The sequence below is a fragment of the Roseibium sp. AWQ4_290 genome, from assembly GCF_056160985.1.
Genome location: NZ_JBSWYG010000026.1, coordinates 37,941 through 53,674, shown reverse-complemented (window position 1 = coordinate 53,674; position 15,734 = coordinate 37,941). Strand labels below are relative to the sequence as shown.

Here is a 15,734-nt window from a genome sequence, read left to right as displayed (position 1 = left end):
AAGAAACGGCCTTCACATGGCCTCTTTGCTGCCGATTTGCGTTCAATGGCCAGATGCATCGTGCGGCCCGGTCTGGTTGGCCGGTCAAGCGGTGCCCGGTGGCCTTTACCAGCGGTACCACAGAAACAGCCCACCCTGGGCGGAGGCCGCCTGACCACGTTCGTCCACAATGGGACTGTCGGCAAAGTCCCCTAGCAGAAGGGAGCCTCCGGCTAAGCCTCCAAGGCCCCAGTTTTCGGTCACCGCATATCGTGAAGTCACGCTAAGCGAAATGTCCCGGAACCCGGCATCGGCTTCATAGGTGTTGAGGCCGCTGGCGGCGGAACTTTCCGAGCCGACCGAATAATAGGTATCGGCATAGGTGCCATCCACAAAGGTGGTGGCAAGGTCTATGCCCAGAGCCAGCCTTCGGGTGGCGTTGAGTTCATACCCGACGCTGAACGTGGCCGTTGTGCCGCTGTCGCCCATCACGTCATGCGCGATCTCGATGCGGGCGCCGATCTTGTCCCGCTGCAGCATGAGCCCGTCATAGCCCGCTCCAAAGGCACCGCCGACCCAAAGTTCCGAGTCTACTTCCGGCAGTTTTTTCAACACCTTGTCAGAGAGGTCCTTGCGTCCGCCGCCGTAGGCGACGAGGGGACCGGCGTAAAACTGGTCGAATGGCAGAATGTTGGCTGTCGCCTTTGGCCCAGTTATTTTCAGAAAATACGGCCCTTTCTGGATCGTGCCGATGACGATTGGCAGGGCGGTGTAGTCAGAAGAGCCAAGAAATTCCGGGGCTGCAAGGGCCCCTGCCCCCACAAGGACGCTCCAGTCCTTGCGTTCGTCTGCAAGGGCGGCGGAACTTAAAAGGCATTGGCTTGCAAAGAATGAGGCTCGAACATAACACTGGGGCCGCATGAAAGCATCCTATGGCTCGTGGAGAGTTGAATGTTGACAGTGTCAATATGCGGTTGTGCGTGCGGTCCGTCAAGTGTTGACGGTGTCTATTTTATGCGGGGCATGACGAGGGGAGGGCTTGGCCGTTGGGCGAAGCGGGTTATCATCACGGCAATCTGAAACAGGCCTTGATTGAGGCTGGGCTGGACATTTTGAAAGAAAAAGGCCTGTCAGGCCTAACCCTGCGGGCCTGTGCGGCCCGTGCCGGGGTGTCCCATGGGGCGCCGAAGAACCATTTCTGCTCCCTGGCGGTTCTCCATGCGGCCATTGTGGCGCAGGGCTTCTATATGTTTGCCGGGAAAATGACGGAAAATATTCCGGCAGTGCAAAATGACGGTGCGGCATATGTTCTGGCGGTTGCCCGGGGATATGTGGCGTTTGCCGACGAAAATCCGGACCTGTTCCGGCTGATGTTTTCCTTGGAGCGGGAGGTGGAGCTCTATCCGGAGCTGGAGCCGGCCGCCCGGGCTGCCTATGATGTGTTGCGCGATATGTGCCGCTGGATCGATTTCGGCACGGCCGGGACGGCGCAGGAGCGGCTGGCGAAGGAAACCATGCTGTGGAGCTGGATCCATGGCTATGCTTCCTTGCGCATCAATGGCCAGTTCTACAAGGCGCACCGGGAAATCGGGCGGAACCCGGAGCTGGAGGAAATCTTGCTGGATCTCACATACCGGGCTACGCCCTTGCCACCGGTGGATGAAGAGGTCTGAGGGGCCTTTGTTGGCGGGACTTCAAACCGCAGGTTTTCAAGGAAGCCTGCCGCCACGGGGTGCGCCTTCAAGGGGGCAGTCTGATTTTGCAACTTTGTAAGAAAGTCGGCGTATCCTGCCCCTTCCTGGATTTCGGCCTTCCAGGGAAGCCTTGAAGCCAGACGAGAGGGGCGGGACCATGCGTTGGCTCAAGACGCCGGACGGGGAAATCCGGGAAAAGGCGGCCCCCTCGCACGGCCGGTGTCTTGCATTTGACACCTTTTTAGTATACGGCCGCATACAATCATAGCGACCGGGGCGCCGAGAGGAGGCAACCCGGGGCTGAAGCGTCGCGAAACACTAGTTGGTAGGGAAAGCCATGAGCCTGTACTCAGCTTACTTGGATGAGATCGAAAGCCGCAAGGAGCAGGGGCTGCACCCCAAGCCGATTGACGACGGCGCGCTGCTGAAGGAGCTGATTGCGCAGATCAAGGAACCGGGCAACGAGCATCGCGAAGCGTCTCTCAACTATTTCATTTATAACACCTTGCCCGGCACTACGAGCGCGGCGGGCGAAAAGGCAGCGTTTCTGAAAGAGATCATTCTGGGCACGGCCGAGGTTGCTGAAATCACGCCCGCCTTTGCCTTTGAGCTTCTCTCCCACATGAAGGGCGGCCCGTCCGTGGAAGTCCTGCTGGATCTGGCCCTGGGAGAAGATGCGGCCATCGCCAAGGATGCTGCCGACGTTCTGAAGACCCAGGTCTTCCTTTATGAGGCGGATACAGACCGGTTGAAAGCGGCTTTTGAAGCGGGCAATCCGGTTGCGAAAGACATCCTGGAGAGCTACGCGAAGGCCGAGTTCTTCACCAAGCTCCCCAATGTGGACGAAGAGATCAAGGTGGTGACCTATGTTGCTGCCGAGGGGGATATCTCCACCGACCTTCTGTCCCCGGGCAATCAGGCCCACTCCCGCTCCGACCGGGAACTTCACGGCAAGTGCATGATCTCTCCGGAAGCACAGGCGGAGATCCGTGAGCTGCAGAAACAGCATCCGGACAAGCGCGTCATGCTGATCGCTGAAAAGGGCACCATGGGCGTTGGCTCCTCGCGCATGTCCGGCGTCAACAACGTCGCGCTGTGGACCGGCAAGCAGGCCAGCCCCTATGTGCCCTTTGTCAATATCGCCCCGGTGGTCGCCGGAACCAACGGCATTTCCCCGATCTTCCTGACCACCGTGGGGGTGACCGGTGGCATCGGCATTGACCTTAAAAACTGGGTCAAGAAGCTGGATAGCGAGGGCAACCCGATCCTCAACAATGATGGCAACCCGGTTCTGGAGCAGAAATACTCCGTTGAAACCGGCACGGTTCTGACCATCAATACCAAGGACAAGAAGCTTTACAGCGCAGCAGGCGACGAAGAGCTGGTTGATGTTTCGGCCTCGTTCACACCTCAAAAGCTGGAATTCATCAAGGCTGGCGGGTCCTACGCGATTGTCTTCGGCAAGAAGCTGCAGACGATTGCTTCCGATATTCTCGGCATTGAGCTGAAATCCGCCTTTGCCCCGTCCAAGGAAATCTCCCTTGAGGGCCAGGGGCTGACGGCGGTTGAAAAGATCTTCAATGCCAATGCGCTCGGCGTTGCGCCGGGCACGGTTCTGCATGCGGGGTCCGATGTCCGCGTCAAGGTGAACATTGTCGGCTCCCAGGACACGACCGGTCTGATGACCTCTCAAGAGCTGGAATCCATGGCCGCGACCGTGCTGTCGCCGACCGTGGACGGGGCGTATCAGTCCGGCTGTCACACGGCTTCGGTCTGGGACCTGAAAGCCCAGGCGAACACGCCCAAGCTGATGGCCTTCATGCACAAATTCGGCCTGATCACCGCCCGCGACCCCAAGGGCGTCTATCATTCCATGACCGACGTGATCCACAAGGTGCTGAACGACATCACCGTGGATGACTGGGCCATCATCATCGGCGGGGATTCCCATACGCGCATGTCCAAGGGCGTGGCGTTCGGAGCCGATTCCGGCACTGTTGCGCTGGCTTTGGCGACCGGGGAGGCGACCATGCCGATCCCTGAATCCGTGAAGGTCACCTTCAAGGGCAAGATGGCCGATCACATGGACTTCCGCGATGTGGTCCACGCCACCCAGGCCCAGATGCTGAAACAGTTCGGCGACAACGTCTTCCAGGGCCGGATCATCGAGGTTCACATTGGAACGCTGCTCGCCGACCAGGCCTTCACCTTCACTGACTGGACGGCTGAAATGAAGGCAAAGGCCTCCATCTGCATTTCCGAGGACGCGACTTTGATCGAGTCTCTGGAAATCGCCAAGAGCCGGATCCAGACCATGATTGAAAAGGGCATGGACAACGAGCAAAAGATGCTTCAGGGCCTGGTCGAAATTGCCGAAAGGCGCATTGCCCAGATCAAGTCCGGCGAAAAGCCGGCGCTGGCGCCGGATGCCAACGCCAAATATTTCGCCGAAGTTGTTGTTGATCTGGACGAGATTTCCGAGCCGATGATCGCCGACCCGGATGTCAACAATCCGGATGTGTCCAAGCGCTATACCCACGACACGATCCGGCCGATTTCCTATTACGGCGCGGAGAAAAAGGTTGATCTCGGGTTTGTCGGCTCCTGCATGGTGCATAAGGGCGACATGAAGATCGTCGCCCAGATGCTGCGCAATCTGGAAGGCCAGAATGGCAGCGTCGAGTTCAAGGCGCCGCTGGTCGTGGCCGCCCCGACATACAACATCATTGACGAGCTGAAGGAAGAAGGGGATTGGGAAGTCCTGCAGAAATATTCCGGCTTTGAATTTGATGATCTGGCGCCCAAAAGCACCGCCCGCGTGGACTATGAGAACATTCTCTATCTGGAGCGTCCGGGCTGTAACCTTTGCATGGGCAACCAGGAAAAGGCGGCCAAGGGCGATACGGTTCTGGCCACGTCCACGCGCCTCTTCAAGGGGCGTGTGGTGGAGGATTCCACCGACAAGAAAGGCGAATCCCTTCTCGCCTCAACCCCGGTTGTGGTGCTCTCGGCCATTTTGGGCCGGACCCCGACAGTGGATGAATACAAGACCGCCGTCGACGGCATCGACCTGACCAAATTCGCCCCGCCGCTGCAAAAGCCGCTGGATACGAAGTCGGTTCACTTCTGATCCCTGTGGCCTGATGGGCCGCAAGCGACCTGAAGAGTGGAAGGGGGCACCGGGTGCCCCCTTTTTGGTTGGGAGGCGTCTTGTGTTTTGGCTGGTCAGCCTTTGGCCGGCGCAAAGCTGGGCCCGACCGACTGGATCGTGGCAAGACTGTGGGCGAATTCGTCCGACTGGAAGATGTCCCGGTCAAAGGTGATCTTGATCGCGTAACAAGTGGAGGCGGAAAACCGGCACGGACTGACAATGACTGCCAGAAATCGGCCGGGTCCAGTCCGGTGCGGAACAGGTCCCGCCGGGCGCCTTCGTCCAGAAACCGGGTGACGATCTCGATGAGGTTGCCGGCCATGAGAGCCTCATGGGGTGCGGGTTTCAGATTCGTGCCCTTGTGCAGGGTTTCAATGGCCTCCAGCATGATGAGTTGTGGTTCTGAAAAAAGCAGCGCAGGATGAATTCGTACGCGTCGTCAATGGCGATCAGCGGGTCTTTTGAGAATTTCCGCTGCACTTCCCCGTCAGCACCGTTTGGACAGATTGGTTTGATTGCTTCAGGTCGTGATTTTGGCTCATCATTGCCATCAAGGAGAAAATGGTGAGCCGACTTGCCTTCGGTTGAACGCGACACGCTGCAAACTGAAGGATAGGCCAAAGGACGTAAGACAGGCCGGTTTCGGTGCAGGTGATGCTGTGGCATGTGGTATCTCCTTCAGGTGATGACCCAGGAAAAAGGCGCGACATGACGCAAAAGCCTAAAGAGATCGAGACCGCCCTCAGCCAGGACCCGCATGCAGTGCGCGAGCTGCGCGAGAAGAATCTCGAAGTGGCCATCGGGCGGCAAGTGCGGGAGTTGCGCAAACGTCAGCGCATGACCGGAGCGGATCTTGCAGCTCATACAGGCCTGTCCGTCGGCATGCTGTCCAAAATCGAAAACGGCCTGATCTCGCCCTCATTGACCACTTTGCAGACCCTGGCCAATGCCTTGCGTGTGCCGCTGGTGCAACTTTTTTCCGGCTTCGAGGAACAGCGCGGCGCCATGCATGTGAAGGCGGGCAAGGGGGTGGAAATCGAGCGGGCCGGGACCCGGGCGGGCCATCAATACAGCCTGTTGGGCCATATCGGCTCCAATGCATCGGGGGTGGTGGTCGAGCCTTACCTGATCACGCTGACCAGCGAGAGCGACCGGTTCCCGACCTTTCAGCATGAGGGAATCGAGATGCTCTACATGCTGGAAGGCGAGGTGCAATACCGCCATGGCGACCAGCTCTATCTGCTGGAGCCGGGGGACTCGCTTCTCTTTGATGCGGACGCGCCCCATGGTCCGGAAGTGCTGATCAAACTGCCGGCCATGTTCCTGTCGATCATCACCTATCCGCAACGGAAATAGGTGCTTTTTCACCGGCTTGCGCGTGCGGAAAATTTTTTTTACAAACACGAAATTTATTTTCTTGATAAGAAAATATTCTTCTGGTTAGTTGTGCTCCCGAGGCGATCCCGCCTGACAATCAACGGAGACAGCTATGTGTGGCATTGTTGGCCTGTTCCTCAAGAAGGACGCATTGCACCCGAAGCTGGGTGATATGCTGACCGACATGCTGATCACCATGACCGATCGCGGCCCGGATTCAGCGGGCATTGCGATCTATGGTGACGAGGGCAGCGGACTGAAGGTGACCGTCCAGTCGGACAGCCCCGATGCAAGCTTTGACGGCCTTGGCGAGGCGCTTGGCGCTGCCTTGAATGTGCCGGTCGAGATCAAGATCAAGGACAGCCATGCGGTGCTGACAGTGCCGAAAGACACCGGTGAGGGGGCTGTGGCTTTTCTGGAGGACAAGGGCCTGCGCATCATGGGGGTGGGCGAGGCCATGGAGATCTTCAAGGATGTGGGCCTGCCGGAATCCGTGGCCGAGCGTTTTGGTCTGCGCGCCATGGGCGGCACCCACGGCATCGGCCATACGCGCATGGCAACGGAATCGGCAGTGACCACGCTGGGCGCCCACCCGTTTTCGACTGCCAGTGACCAGTGCCTGGTCCATAATGGGTCCCTGTCCAACCACAACCGGATGCGCCGGGTGCTCACCCGCAAGGGCTTTGCGCCCAAGACGGAAAACGACACTGAGGTTGCCGCTTGCTACATCTCCTCGCGGATTGCCGAAGGGGCGGATCTGGGCGAGGCGCTTGAGGGCACGCTGGAAGATCTGGACGGCTTCTTCACTTTTGTGACCGGCACCAAGAACGGCTTTGGCGTGGTGCGCGATCCGATTGCCTGCAAACCGGCGGTGATGGCTGAAACGGAAGACTATGTCGCCTTTGCCTCCGAATACCGCGCCTTTGCGGACCTGCCGGGCATTGAGACTGCACGAGTCTGGGAGCCGGAGCCGGCAACCGTCTATTTCTGGGAGCGTTGAACATGACCGCTGCTGATCAAGTATCCTCCGGCCAGGATTCGGCTGGCACACAGACAATCGACATGGCGGCCACTAGCCTGCGAGAGCTGAATGCCGCGCTGCAGGGCCAGGCTTCCGGCACCAATCAGGGCTCCTGGGTGATCGAGAACCCGCGCGGCAGCCATGCGGTGGCCGTCGGCCTGGACGCCCCCATAGACGTGACCGTGAAGGGCTCCACGGGCTATTACTGCGCGGGCATGAACAAGCAGGCCACCGTGCATGTGACCGGCTCTGCCGGTCCGGGCGTTGCGGAAAACATGATGTCCGGCACGGTCATCATCGAAGGCGATGCCAGCCAGTATGCCGGGGCCACCGGCCATGGAGGCCTTCTGGTGATCAAGGGCAATGCCTCCTCGCGCTGCGGGATTTCCATGAAGGGCATCGACATCGTGGTCCATGGCAATATCGGCCACATGTCTGCTTTCATGGCCCAGAAGGGCAACCTTGTGGTGTTGGGTGATGCGGGCGATGCGCTTGGCGACTCCCTTTATGAAGCCCGGCTGTTCGTGCGTGGCTCCGTCAAGAGTCTCGGGGCGGATTGCATTGAAAAGGACATGCGCCCGGAACATCTGGAGATCCTTAAAGACCTTCTGGAGCGCGCCGGAGCTGATGCGCGGCCCGAAGAGTTCAAGCGCTACGGCTCGGCCCGGAAGCTCTACAACTTCGACATCGACCACGCCGGTGACTATTAAGGACAGGACCATGGAAGAGACACCGCACACACTGCCGCGTCAGTCCAGCACGTTTTCAAACGAGATCAATTCCGAAATCCGGCGCGCAGCGGCCACAGGCATCTATGATATCCGCGGTGGCGGCGCCAAGCGGAAGGTGCCCCATTTCGATGATCTCCTGTTTCTTGGTGCCTCCGTCTCCCGCTATCCGCTGGAAGGCTATCGGGAGAAATGCGACACGGCGGTCACGCTTGGCACACGCTTTGCCAAAAAGCCGATCGAGCTGAAAATTCCGGTCACCATTGCTGGCATGAGCTTTGGCTCACTGTCCGGTCCGGCCAAGGAAGCCTTGGGCCGGGGCGCCACGATGGCGGGCACCTCCACCACCACGGGCGATGGCGGCATGACCGAAGAAGAGCGCGGCCATTCGGAAAAACTGGTCTATCAGTATCTGCCCTCGCGCTATGGCATGAACCCGGATGATCTGCGCCGGGCCGATGCGATTGAAATCGTGGTTGGTCAGGGCGCCAAGCCGGGCGGCGGCGGCATGCTGCTGGGCCAGAAAATCACCGAACGGGTTGCGGGCATGCGTGATCTGCCGGTCGGGATCGACCAGCGTTCGGCCTGCCGTCACCCGGACTGGACCGGCCCGGATGATCTGGAAATCAAGATCCTGGAACTGCGGGAAATTACCGGCTGGGAAAAGCCGATCTATATCAAGGTTGGCGGGGCGCGGCCCTATTACGACACGGCGCTTGCGGTGAAGGCCGGGGCTGATGTGGTCGTTCTGGACGGCATGCAGGGCGGTACGGCCGCCACCCAGGATGTGTTCATCGAACATGTGGGACTGCCGACGCTGGCCTGTATCCGGCCCGCGGTTCAGGCCCTTCAGGATCTGGGCATGCACCGGGAGGTGCAGCTTGTGGTCTCCGGCGGCATCCGCACCGGGGCGGATGTGGCCAAGGCTCTGGCGCTTGGCGCCGATGCGGTGTCTATCGGTACGGCGGCTCTGGTGGCGTTGGGCGACAACGATCCCAAATGGGAAGCGGAGTATCAGGCGCTCGGCTCCACGGCCGGGGCCTATGACGACTGGCACGAGGGCCGGGATCCGGCGGGGATCACCACACAGGACCCGGATCTGATGGCCCGGCTCGACCCGGTTGAAGCCGGGCGGCGCCTGCGCAACTATCTCAGCGTCTTGACGCTGGAGTGCCAGACCATTGCCCGGGCCTGCGGCAAGAGCCACGTGCACAATCTGGAACCGGAGGACTTGTGTGCGCTGACCATCGAGGCGGCGGCAATGGCCCAGGTGCCGCTGGCGGGCACTGCCTGGATACCGGGCTCAAACGGACTTTGACCTGCAAAACTGGCGGCGGGGGGCAACCTCCGCCTGATTTGCGACGGAACAAGACAAACAGGGGAACACCGATGACAGATCTGGCCGCCTTCGCGAAAGACAAAGGCATCAAATACTTCATGATCTCCTACACCGATCTTTTCGGTGGCCAGCGGGCCAAACTGGTTCCGGCCCAGGCGATCGCGGAGATGCAGGTGGAAGGAGCCGGCTTTGCCGGGTTCGCTACCTGGCTCGACATGACACCGGCGCATCCGGACATGCTGGCCGTGCCGGATCCGGACACGGTGATCCAGCTGCCCTGGAACCGGGACGTGGCCTGGGTTGCGGCAAACCCGGTCATGGAAGGCGAGCAAGTTGCCCAGGCGCCGCGCAACGTGCTGCGCAAGCTGATCGGGGAAGCGGAAAAGGAAGGCTTGCGGGTCAAGACGGGTGTGGAGGCCGAGTTCTTCCTCCTGACCCCGGAAGGCGACCGGATTTCCGATCAGGCGGATGTGGCGGAAAAACCCTGCTACGACCAGCAGGCGGTGATGCGCCGCTATGACGTCATCTCCGAGATCTGCGACTATATGCTGGAGCTGGGCTGGGGCCCTTACCAGAATGATCATGAGGACGCCAATGGCCAGTTCGAGATGAACTGGGAATTTGACGATGCGCTGGTCACCGCCGATCGGCATTCCTTCTTCAAGTTCATGGTCAAATCGGTTGCCGAAAAGCACGGCTTCCGCGCCACATTCATGCCCAAGCCGATGGAAGGGCTGACCGGCAATGGCTGCCATGCCCATGTCTCCGTCTGGGATCTGGACGGCAAGACCAACGCCTTTGCCTCCACCAACGGCCAGGGGCAGACAGGTGAGGTGGGTCTGTCCCAGCAGGGCGCCCATTTCCTGGGCGGGATCATGAAACACGCCACGGCCTTGGCCTCGATCACCAACCCGACCGTGAACAGCTACAAGCGTATCAACGCGCCGCGCACCCTGTCCGGGGCAACCTGGGCGCCGAACACGGTGACCTGGACTGGAAACAACCGCACCCATATGGTGCGTGTCCCCGGCCCTGGCCGGTTTGAACTGCGCCTGCCGGACGGAGCGGCGAACCCCTATCTGCTGCAGGCGGCCATCATCGCGGCGGGTCTCTCCGGCCTGCGCAGCAAGGCCGATCCGGGCCCGCGCTACGACATCGACATGTATGCAGAAGGCCATAGGGTGACAGACGCACCAAAACTGCCGCTGAACCTTCTGGATGCGATCCGGGCACTGGATGCCGATGGCGAGTTCAAGGCCATGCTTGGCGAGGCTTTTGCAGCCTCTTACATGAAAATGAAACAGCAGGAATGGAATTCCTTCGTGTCCCATTTCTCCCATTGGGAGCGCGAGCATACGCTTGATATCTGAGGCTTAGAAGACCTCATACCAACCTGAATAGATAGGAACCGATCTGACCGTGTTTGGGGACTGTTCGGCAAGGAGCAGGTTGCAGGGCGATATGGTTTATCGTTCAAAACCTGGGACGCAGCTGAACAGTCCTCAAACACGGCCTCGGTGGCCTGGTCCGGCCCGCCGGACTGCGTTGCGCCGCTTGAACGGCCAACCAGGCCGTCCGGCGCAACGCGCCTTGCCGGCCAATCCGGACCAGCGCCATCAGATGGGTTTCTATCTATTCAGGTTGGTATAAGCCATGCGCTTTTCCGGATCCCGAATTGTCAGAGAGGCCTTTGTCCGGGCGCTCAAGCTGCATGTGCCCGGTGCCTCCGTGACCGAGCAGACGGGTGGTTGGGTGATTGTTGAAATCACCGCTCCTCAGGGGGATAGAGCCTGTGCTGCGCCTTCTGGAATGGCTGGTGGACCTTGATCCGGACAGTTTTGGCGCGCGGGCAGGGCAACCTGCACCGGCCTTGAGCAACTGAGCGTTTTCTGATCCGCCGGGCGCCGGATCGGCTGGCGGTTCTTGGCATGCGCTTGCAACGGCAGCGGCGCCATTGGCGTTGCGGGGGCCGTGCACATCCTCCGTCAGGCGATCCGCAATTTCAGCGCGGTTGTGTCGTAAACGGAACAGGACACGCGCTGAAACCGGCTTGCGGGCGCCTTCGAAAGAATGACAGAACGGATGCGGATTTGGTCAGGCGCTGGCTTTATACCAACCTGAACACATAAGACCGTATTTGATGGTTTTTTCAGCTTCTCCGGCAAGGAAAGGCGCGCAGACCGGCCGTGTTGGCCGGGCAAGCGGCGTGACACAGCCCGGCGGGCCTGAAAAAGCCTCCGGAGGCCATGACATGAGAGTGTTCCGCCCTGTCGCGCGTCCTGGACGATCCCCGCATCGCCCTGTGACACGCTCCTTGCTGAACCCGCGCATGTAACAGCCCAATTGGTCTTTGTTGTTCAGGTTGGTCTGAGGCCAGCGGCTTGAAAGGAGATGGACATGAACACCTTTACGTTGACAGTTACCTGCCCGTCCCGGCGCGGCATCGTGGCCGCCATTTCAAGCTATCTGGGCGAGCAGGGCTGCAATATCACCGACAGTTCCCAGTTCGACGACGGCGAAACGGGTAATTTTTTCATGCGGGTCAGCTTTCTGTCCGAACTCGGGGCGGATCTTGAAACGCTGGAGGCTGGATTTCAGAAGGTCGCCGAAGGCCTCTCCATGACCTACACGTTCCATGACGAGAGCACCAAATTGAAGGTCATCATCATGGTCTCCCGGTTCGGCCATTGCCTGAACGACCTGCTCTACCGCTGGCGGATCGGGGCCCTGCCGATCGATATTGTGGGCGTAATCTCAAACCATCTGGACTACCAGAAACAGGTGGTCAACCACGACATCCCTTTCCACTATATCAAGGTGACCAAGGAAACGAAGGTGGCCGCCGAAGCGCAGCAGATGGCCATCATCGAGGAGACCGGCGCCGAACTGATCGTGCTCGCCCGCTACATGCAGGTTCTGTCCGATGAGATGTGTCAGAAAATGTCCGGACGGATCATCAACATTCACCACTCCTTCCTGCCCAGCTTCAAGGGGGCCAATCCCTACAAGCAGGCTTATCAGCGCGGCGTGAAGCTGATCGGGGCGACGTCGCATTATGTGACGGCCGATCTGGATGAGGGCCCGATCATCGAGCAGGACACGATCCGCGTGACCCATGCCCAGAGCCCGAATGACTATGTTTCCCTCGGCCGTGACGTGGAAAGCCAGGTTCTGGCCAGGGCAATCCATGCCCATATCCACCGGCGGGTGTTTTTGAACGGCAACAAGACCGTGGTCTTCCCGGCCTCTCCGGGCTCCTATGCGTCCGAGCGCATGGGGTGAGGCGGCTTGTCTGATCTGGCGGGCCTGGATCAGGAGGGCAGGATCAGGGGAAGCCCCGACGGATTGTCAGCAAACTGCCCTTGTCGGGACGGACCAAATGCGCTGAAAAGCTTTGGGAAAAAGCCGTTGTGTCGCCGCAGCGCGGGAAATACACTTATGCGCCGGTTGATCAAGACCGGATCAAGAGGCGTCGGCCAGGGTCCCTTCGGGGTCTGGGCGGCGCGTTTTGTCATAAAAATAGAGTTATAGGGAGCCCCCATGACATCCAAGTTTCTCACGCTCGCCGCCGGGCTGGCCTTAACCTTTGCCGCCTCCAGCGCCCATGCGGAAACGCGCATCACGTATAAATCCGCCAAGTCCAGCTCGTCCTATTACCAGATGGCTGTCCAGATAGCCGAGGCGGTCAAGGAAGGCAGCAATGGTGAGATGATCGTCACCGTGGAAGAGAGCCAGGGCTCGGTTCAAAATGTCATGGAAGCCCGGGCCCGTGGCGCGGATTATGTGTTCACGACGCCGCCGGTTCTGGTGAAGCTGGCCCAGGGCGGCAAGGCGATGTTCGAAGGCAAGGGCAGCCCGAAATTTGACGAGATCCGGGCCCTGTTCCCGATCCCCTCGCTGACCATGCATTTTGTCATGTCGGACAAAAGCGGCGTAACGGATTTTTCCGGGCTGGAAGGCAAGACGCTGCTGCTCGGCAAAGGCTCTTTCGGGGCCCGCGAAGGCGAAAAATACCTGAAGCTGTTTGGCCTTGAAGGCAAGGTCGACCTGGCCGAGGTGGAACTGTCCAATGCGGTGGCCGCACTCAAAAACGGGCAGATCGACGGGTTCGTGACAGCCGGGTCCTGGCCGGCGCCGAATGTGATCGAGGCGGCCGCCTCGACCGGTGTAAAGGTTCTGTCTCTTTCAGATGACCAGATCAGCAAGTCCAAGCGGGCCAAGCTGGTCATTCCGGCCGGAACCTATGCGGGCCAGAGCGAAGACATCACCACCACGTCCCTGCCGGTGGTGGCGTATACGACCACGGCCATGGATGACGACACCGCCTATGCGCTGACCAAGACCTTCTGGGAGCAGAAGGCGGAAATGGGGGCAGAAGCCCCGTGGTGGAACGGTGTCGATCAGGGACTGATGGCCAATATCACCGGCAAGATCCATCCGGGGGCCGCACGCTACTATGAGGAAGCCGGGATCGCGCTGACCGACGCGCAGAAATAATCTGTCCGCATCCCATCGTGTAAAGGTCTGGCCTCTTGGGCCGGTCCTGCAGCACCGGGTCATTGCCCGGTGCTGCCCCGTCTTCTGAGAGCCGTTGCTCCGGCCCGCCCGCGCCAGTTTCGAAAATTCAAATGATGCTCAACAGCGATCCCGCACAGACGTCCGCCGCGCGCATGGCCATGCTCGGCCTTGCCATCGCCCTGGTGGTGTTTCACCTGGGGCTGATCTTTTCCGGTCTTGTGCCCAATCTCGTCAGCCGCCCTCTTCATCTGGCCCTGGCCCTGCCATGGATCTTTCTGTTTGCCGGAGGCGGGCTGGCAACGCGGGTCAGCGGCGCGGTTTTGTGTCTGGCCGGTGTGTCCGCCTGCCTCTGGATCGCAGGCCATCAGAACAGCCTGTCGGACCAATACGGTTTTCTGGAAGGGGACTTTCAGATCCTTGTTGCCGCGGTGCTTCTGGTCACGGTTCTGGAAGCCGCACGCCGGGCAATCAGCTGGCCCTTGCCCACCGTCGCCCTGCTGGCGCTCGCCTATGGGTTCTTTGGCCAGCATATTCCCGGGGAATTTGGGCATTCGGGCACCCCGGTGGCCAGTTTCCTCGGCACGCTCACTATTGCGGAAGGCGGGATCTGGGGCCCACTCACCGGTGTCTCCGTCAATGTGGTCGCGATTTTCGTGATCTTTGGCGCCGTTCTCAATGCGGGTGAGGCCGGGCAGGGCTTCATGAACCTGGCCGCTGCCGCCGCCGGACGCCTGAAAGGCGGCGCGGCCAAGGTGTCTGTTTTGTCCTCGGCGCTGTTCGGCTCGATCTCCGGATCGGCCTCGGCCAATGTGGCCTCCACCGGCGCGATTACCCTGCCTGCCATGACACGGCTTGGCTATCCGAAACGGCTTGCCGGGGCGGTGGAAGCTGTCGCGTCCTCCGGCGGTCAGATCATGCCGCCCCTGATGGGGGCCGGGGCCTTTGTGATGGTGGAGCTGACCCGGGTCCCCTACACCCAGATCATGATGGCCGCGCTCCTGCCGGCGGTGCTGTATTTCTTTGCCGTGTGGATCGGCATCAACGCCTATGCGCGCAAATTCGATCTGGCGGCCCTCTCGCGCGACGAGCGCCCGGACCTGCGCCGGGTGGCGGTCACCTCCGCGTTTTTCCTGGTGCCGTTTCTGGTCCTGCTCTATGGCATGTTCATCGCCCGGTTCACCCCCCAATACGCTGCCTGCCTGGCCATTGTCGCCGGATTTCTGTTGTTGTTCTTCAATGCCTCCGGCACGTTCAACCGGCCGCAGATCCTCGCCCGGCTGGAAACTGCGGTTTTGACGGCAGCCCGGCAGGTGTCGGTCATCGCCTCCATCATCGTCTGCGCGTCGATTATTGTCGGCGTCCTGTCGGTCACCGGGCTCGGGGTCAAGATCACCTCGCTGATCCTCTCCGGATCCGGAGGCCTGTTATGGCCGTCGCTGCTTCTGACGGCGCTGGCCTGTCTGTTCCTCGGCATGGAAGTGCCAACGACCGCCGCCTATGTGATCTGCGTGTCCGTCGCCGGGCCTGCCTTGATCCAGCAGGGGCTGGATCCACTGCAGGCGCATCTCTTCGTGTTCTGGTTCGCGCTGATTTCCACGATCACGCCCCCGGTCTGCGGCGCCGTTTTCATTGCCGCCGGTATGATCGGCGAGAACTGGCTGAAAGTGGCCCTGACGGCCATGGCGCTCGGAATCGGCCTTTACATCATCCCCCTGGCGATGATCGCCAATCCCTCCGTGATTGCGCTGGCAAACAGCCCGCTGGCCGCCCTTGCGGCCATGGTGAAGATCGGAGTGGGGCTGAGCCTGATTTCCTATGGTGTCATCGGCTTTGAAAGGCCCTTTGCAAAACTCGCCGCCATTGGTGCTGGCGCGGCGGCGATCTTTGTGCCGGTTGCAGGGCTGTGACTTCAACGGGAGGGCCGGGC

The 15,734-nt window shown here is 60.3% G+C and carries 12 protein-coding genes; 10 read left to right on the top strand and 2 right to left on the bottom strand.

From position 1 onward, the window contains the following. Nucleotides 1-105: 105 nt before the first annotated feature. A complete protein-coding gene (locus tag ACXAH0_RS22110; protein WP_475180358.1) occupies nucleotides 106-900 on the bottom strand; it encodes a MipA/OmpV family protein in 795 nt (264 codons plus the stop codon). A gap of 125 nt (nucleotides 901-1,025) precedes the next feature. Here ACXAH0_RS22110 and ACXAH0_RS22105 point away from each other — a divergent pair, with 125 nt between their 5' ends. Together ACXAH0_RS22105 and ACXAH0_RS22100 are read left to right on the top strand one after the other, a co-directional pair. After that, entirely contained in the window at nucleotides 1,026-1,652 is a 627-nt protein-coding gene (locus tag ACXAH0_RS22105) for a TetR/AcrR family transcriptional regulator (protein ID WP_475180363.1), read from the top strand. 358 nt (nucleotides 1,653-2,010) lie between these two features. Then, nucleotides 2,011-4,803: a bifunctional aconitate hydratase 2/2-methylisocitrate dehydratase gene (locus tag ACXAH0_RS22100; protein ID WP_475195095.1), complete on the top strand. Its 2,793-nt coding sequence runs from the start codon at nucleotides 2,011-2,013 to the stop codon at nucleotides 4,801-4,803. Nucleotides 4,804-5,169: 366 nt separating this feature from the next. Here ACXAH0_RS22100 and ACXAH0_RS22095 read toward each other — a convergent pair whose 3' ends face one another. Continuing rightward, complete coding sequence (locus ACXAH0_RS22095; RefSeq protein WP_475195093.1) at nucleotides 5,170-5,490, bottom strand: hypothetical protein; 321 nt, start codon at nucleotides 5,488-5,490, stop codon at nucleotides 5,170-5,172. A 42-nt stretch (nucleotides 5,491-5,532) separates the two neighbouring features. Between ACXAH0_RS22095 and ACXAH0_RS22090 the strand changes: the two genes are divergently transcribed. The 8 genes from ACXAH0_RS22090 to ACXAH0_RS22055 all read left to right on the top strand — a co-directional run bounded on the left by ACXAH0_RS22090 (nucleotide 5,533) and on the right by ACXAH0_RS22055 (nucleotide 15,714). Then, a complete protein-coding gene (locus ACXAH0_RS22090; protein WP_475180377.1) occupies nucleotides 5,533-6,180 on the top strand; it encodes a helix-turn-helix domain-containing protein in 648 nt (215 codons plus the stop codon). A 133-nt stretch (nucleotides 6,181-6,313) separates the two neighbouring features. Next, nucleotides 6,314-7,201, top strand: coding sequence for a class II glutamine amidotransferase (locus ACXAH0_RS22085; RefSeq protein ID WP_475180383.1), 888 nt, complete (start codon nucleotides 6,314-6,316; stop codon nucleotides 7,199-7,201). A 2-nt stretch (nucleotides 7,202-7,203) separates the two neighbouring features. After that, nucleotides 7,204-7,932: a protein GlxC gene (locus ACXAH0_RS22080; RefSeq protein ID WP_475180389.1), complete on the top strand. Its 729-nt coding sequence runs from the start codon at nucleotides 7,204-7,206 to the stop codon at nucleotides 7,930-7,932. 10 nt (nucleotides 7,933-7,942) lie between these two features. Further along, nucleotides 7,943-9,268 carry an FMN-binding glutamate synthase family protein gene (locus tag ACXAH0_RS22075; RefSeq protein ID WP_475180394.1) on the top strand — a complete coding sequence of 442 codons (1,326 nt, stop codon included), beginning with the start codon at nucleotides 7,943-7,945 and terminating at the stop codon, nucleotides 9,266-9,268. Between the two features lie 71 nt (nucleotides 9,269-9,339). Then, entirely contained in the window at nucleotides 9,340-10,659 is a 1,320-nt protein-coding gene (gene glnT / locus ACXAH0_RS22070) for a type III glutamate--ammonia ligase (RefSeq protein WP_475195091.1), read from the top strand. 1,027 nt (nucleotides 10,660-11,686) lie between these two features. Then, nucleotides 11,687-12,571 carry a formyltetrahydrofolate deformylase gene (gene purU, locus ACXAH0_RS22065; protein ID WP_475195089.1) on the top strand — a complete coding sequence of 295 codons (885 nt, stop codon included), beginning with the start codon at nucleotides 11,687-11,689 and terminating at the stop codon, nucleotides 12,569-12,571. Between the two features lie 258 nt (nucleotides 12,572-12,829). Then, nucleotides 12,830-13,786, top strand: a complete 957-nt coding sequence (locus ACXAH0_RS22060; RefSeq protein ID WP_475180412.1) for a TAXI family TRAP transporter solute-binding subunit — start codon at nucleotides 12,830-12,832, stop codon at nucleotides 13,784-13,786. Nucleotides 13,787-13,917: 131 nt separating this feature from the next. Then, nucleotides 13,918-15,714, top strand: coding sequence for a TRAP transporter permease (locus ACXAH0_RS22055; RefSeq protein ID WP_475195087.1), 1,797 nt, complete (start codon nucleotides 13,918-13,920; stop codon nucleotides 15,712-15,714). Nucleotides 15,715-15,734 lie beyond the last annotated feature (20 nt).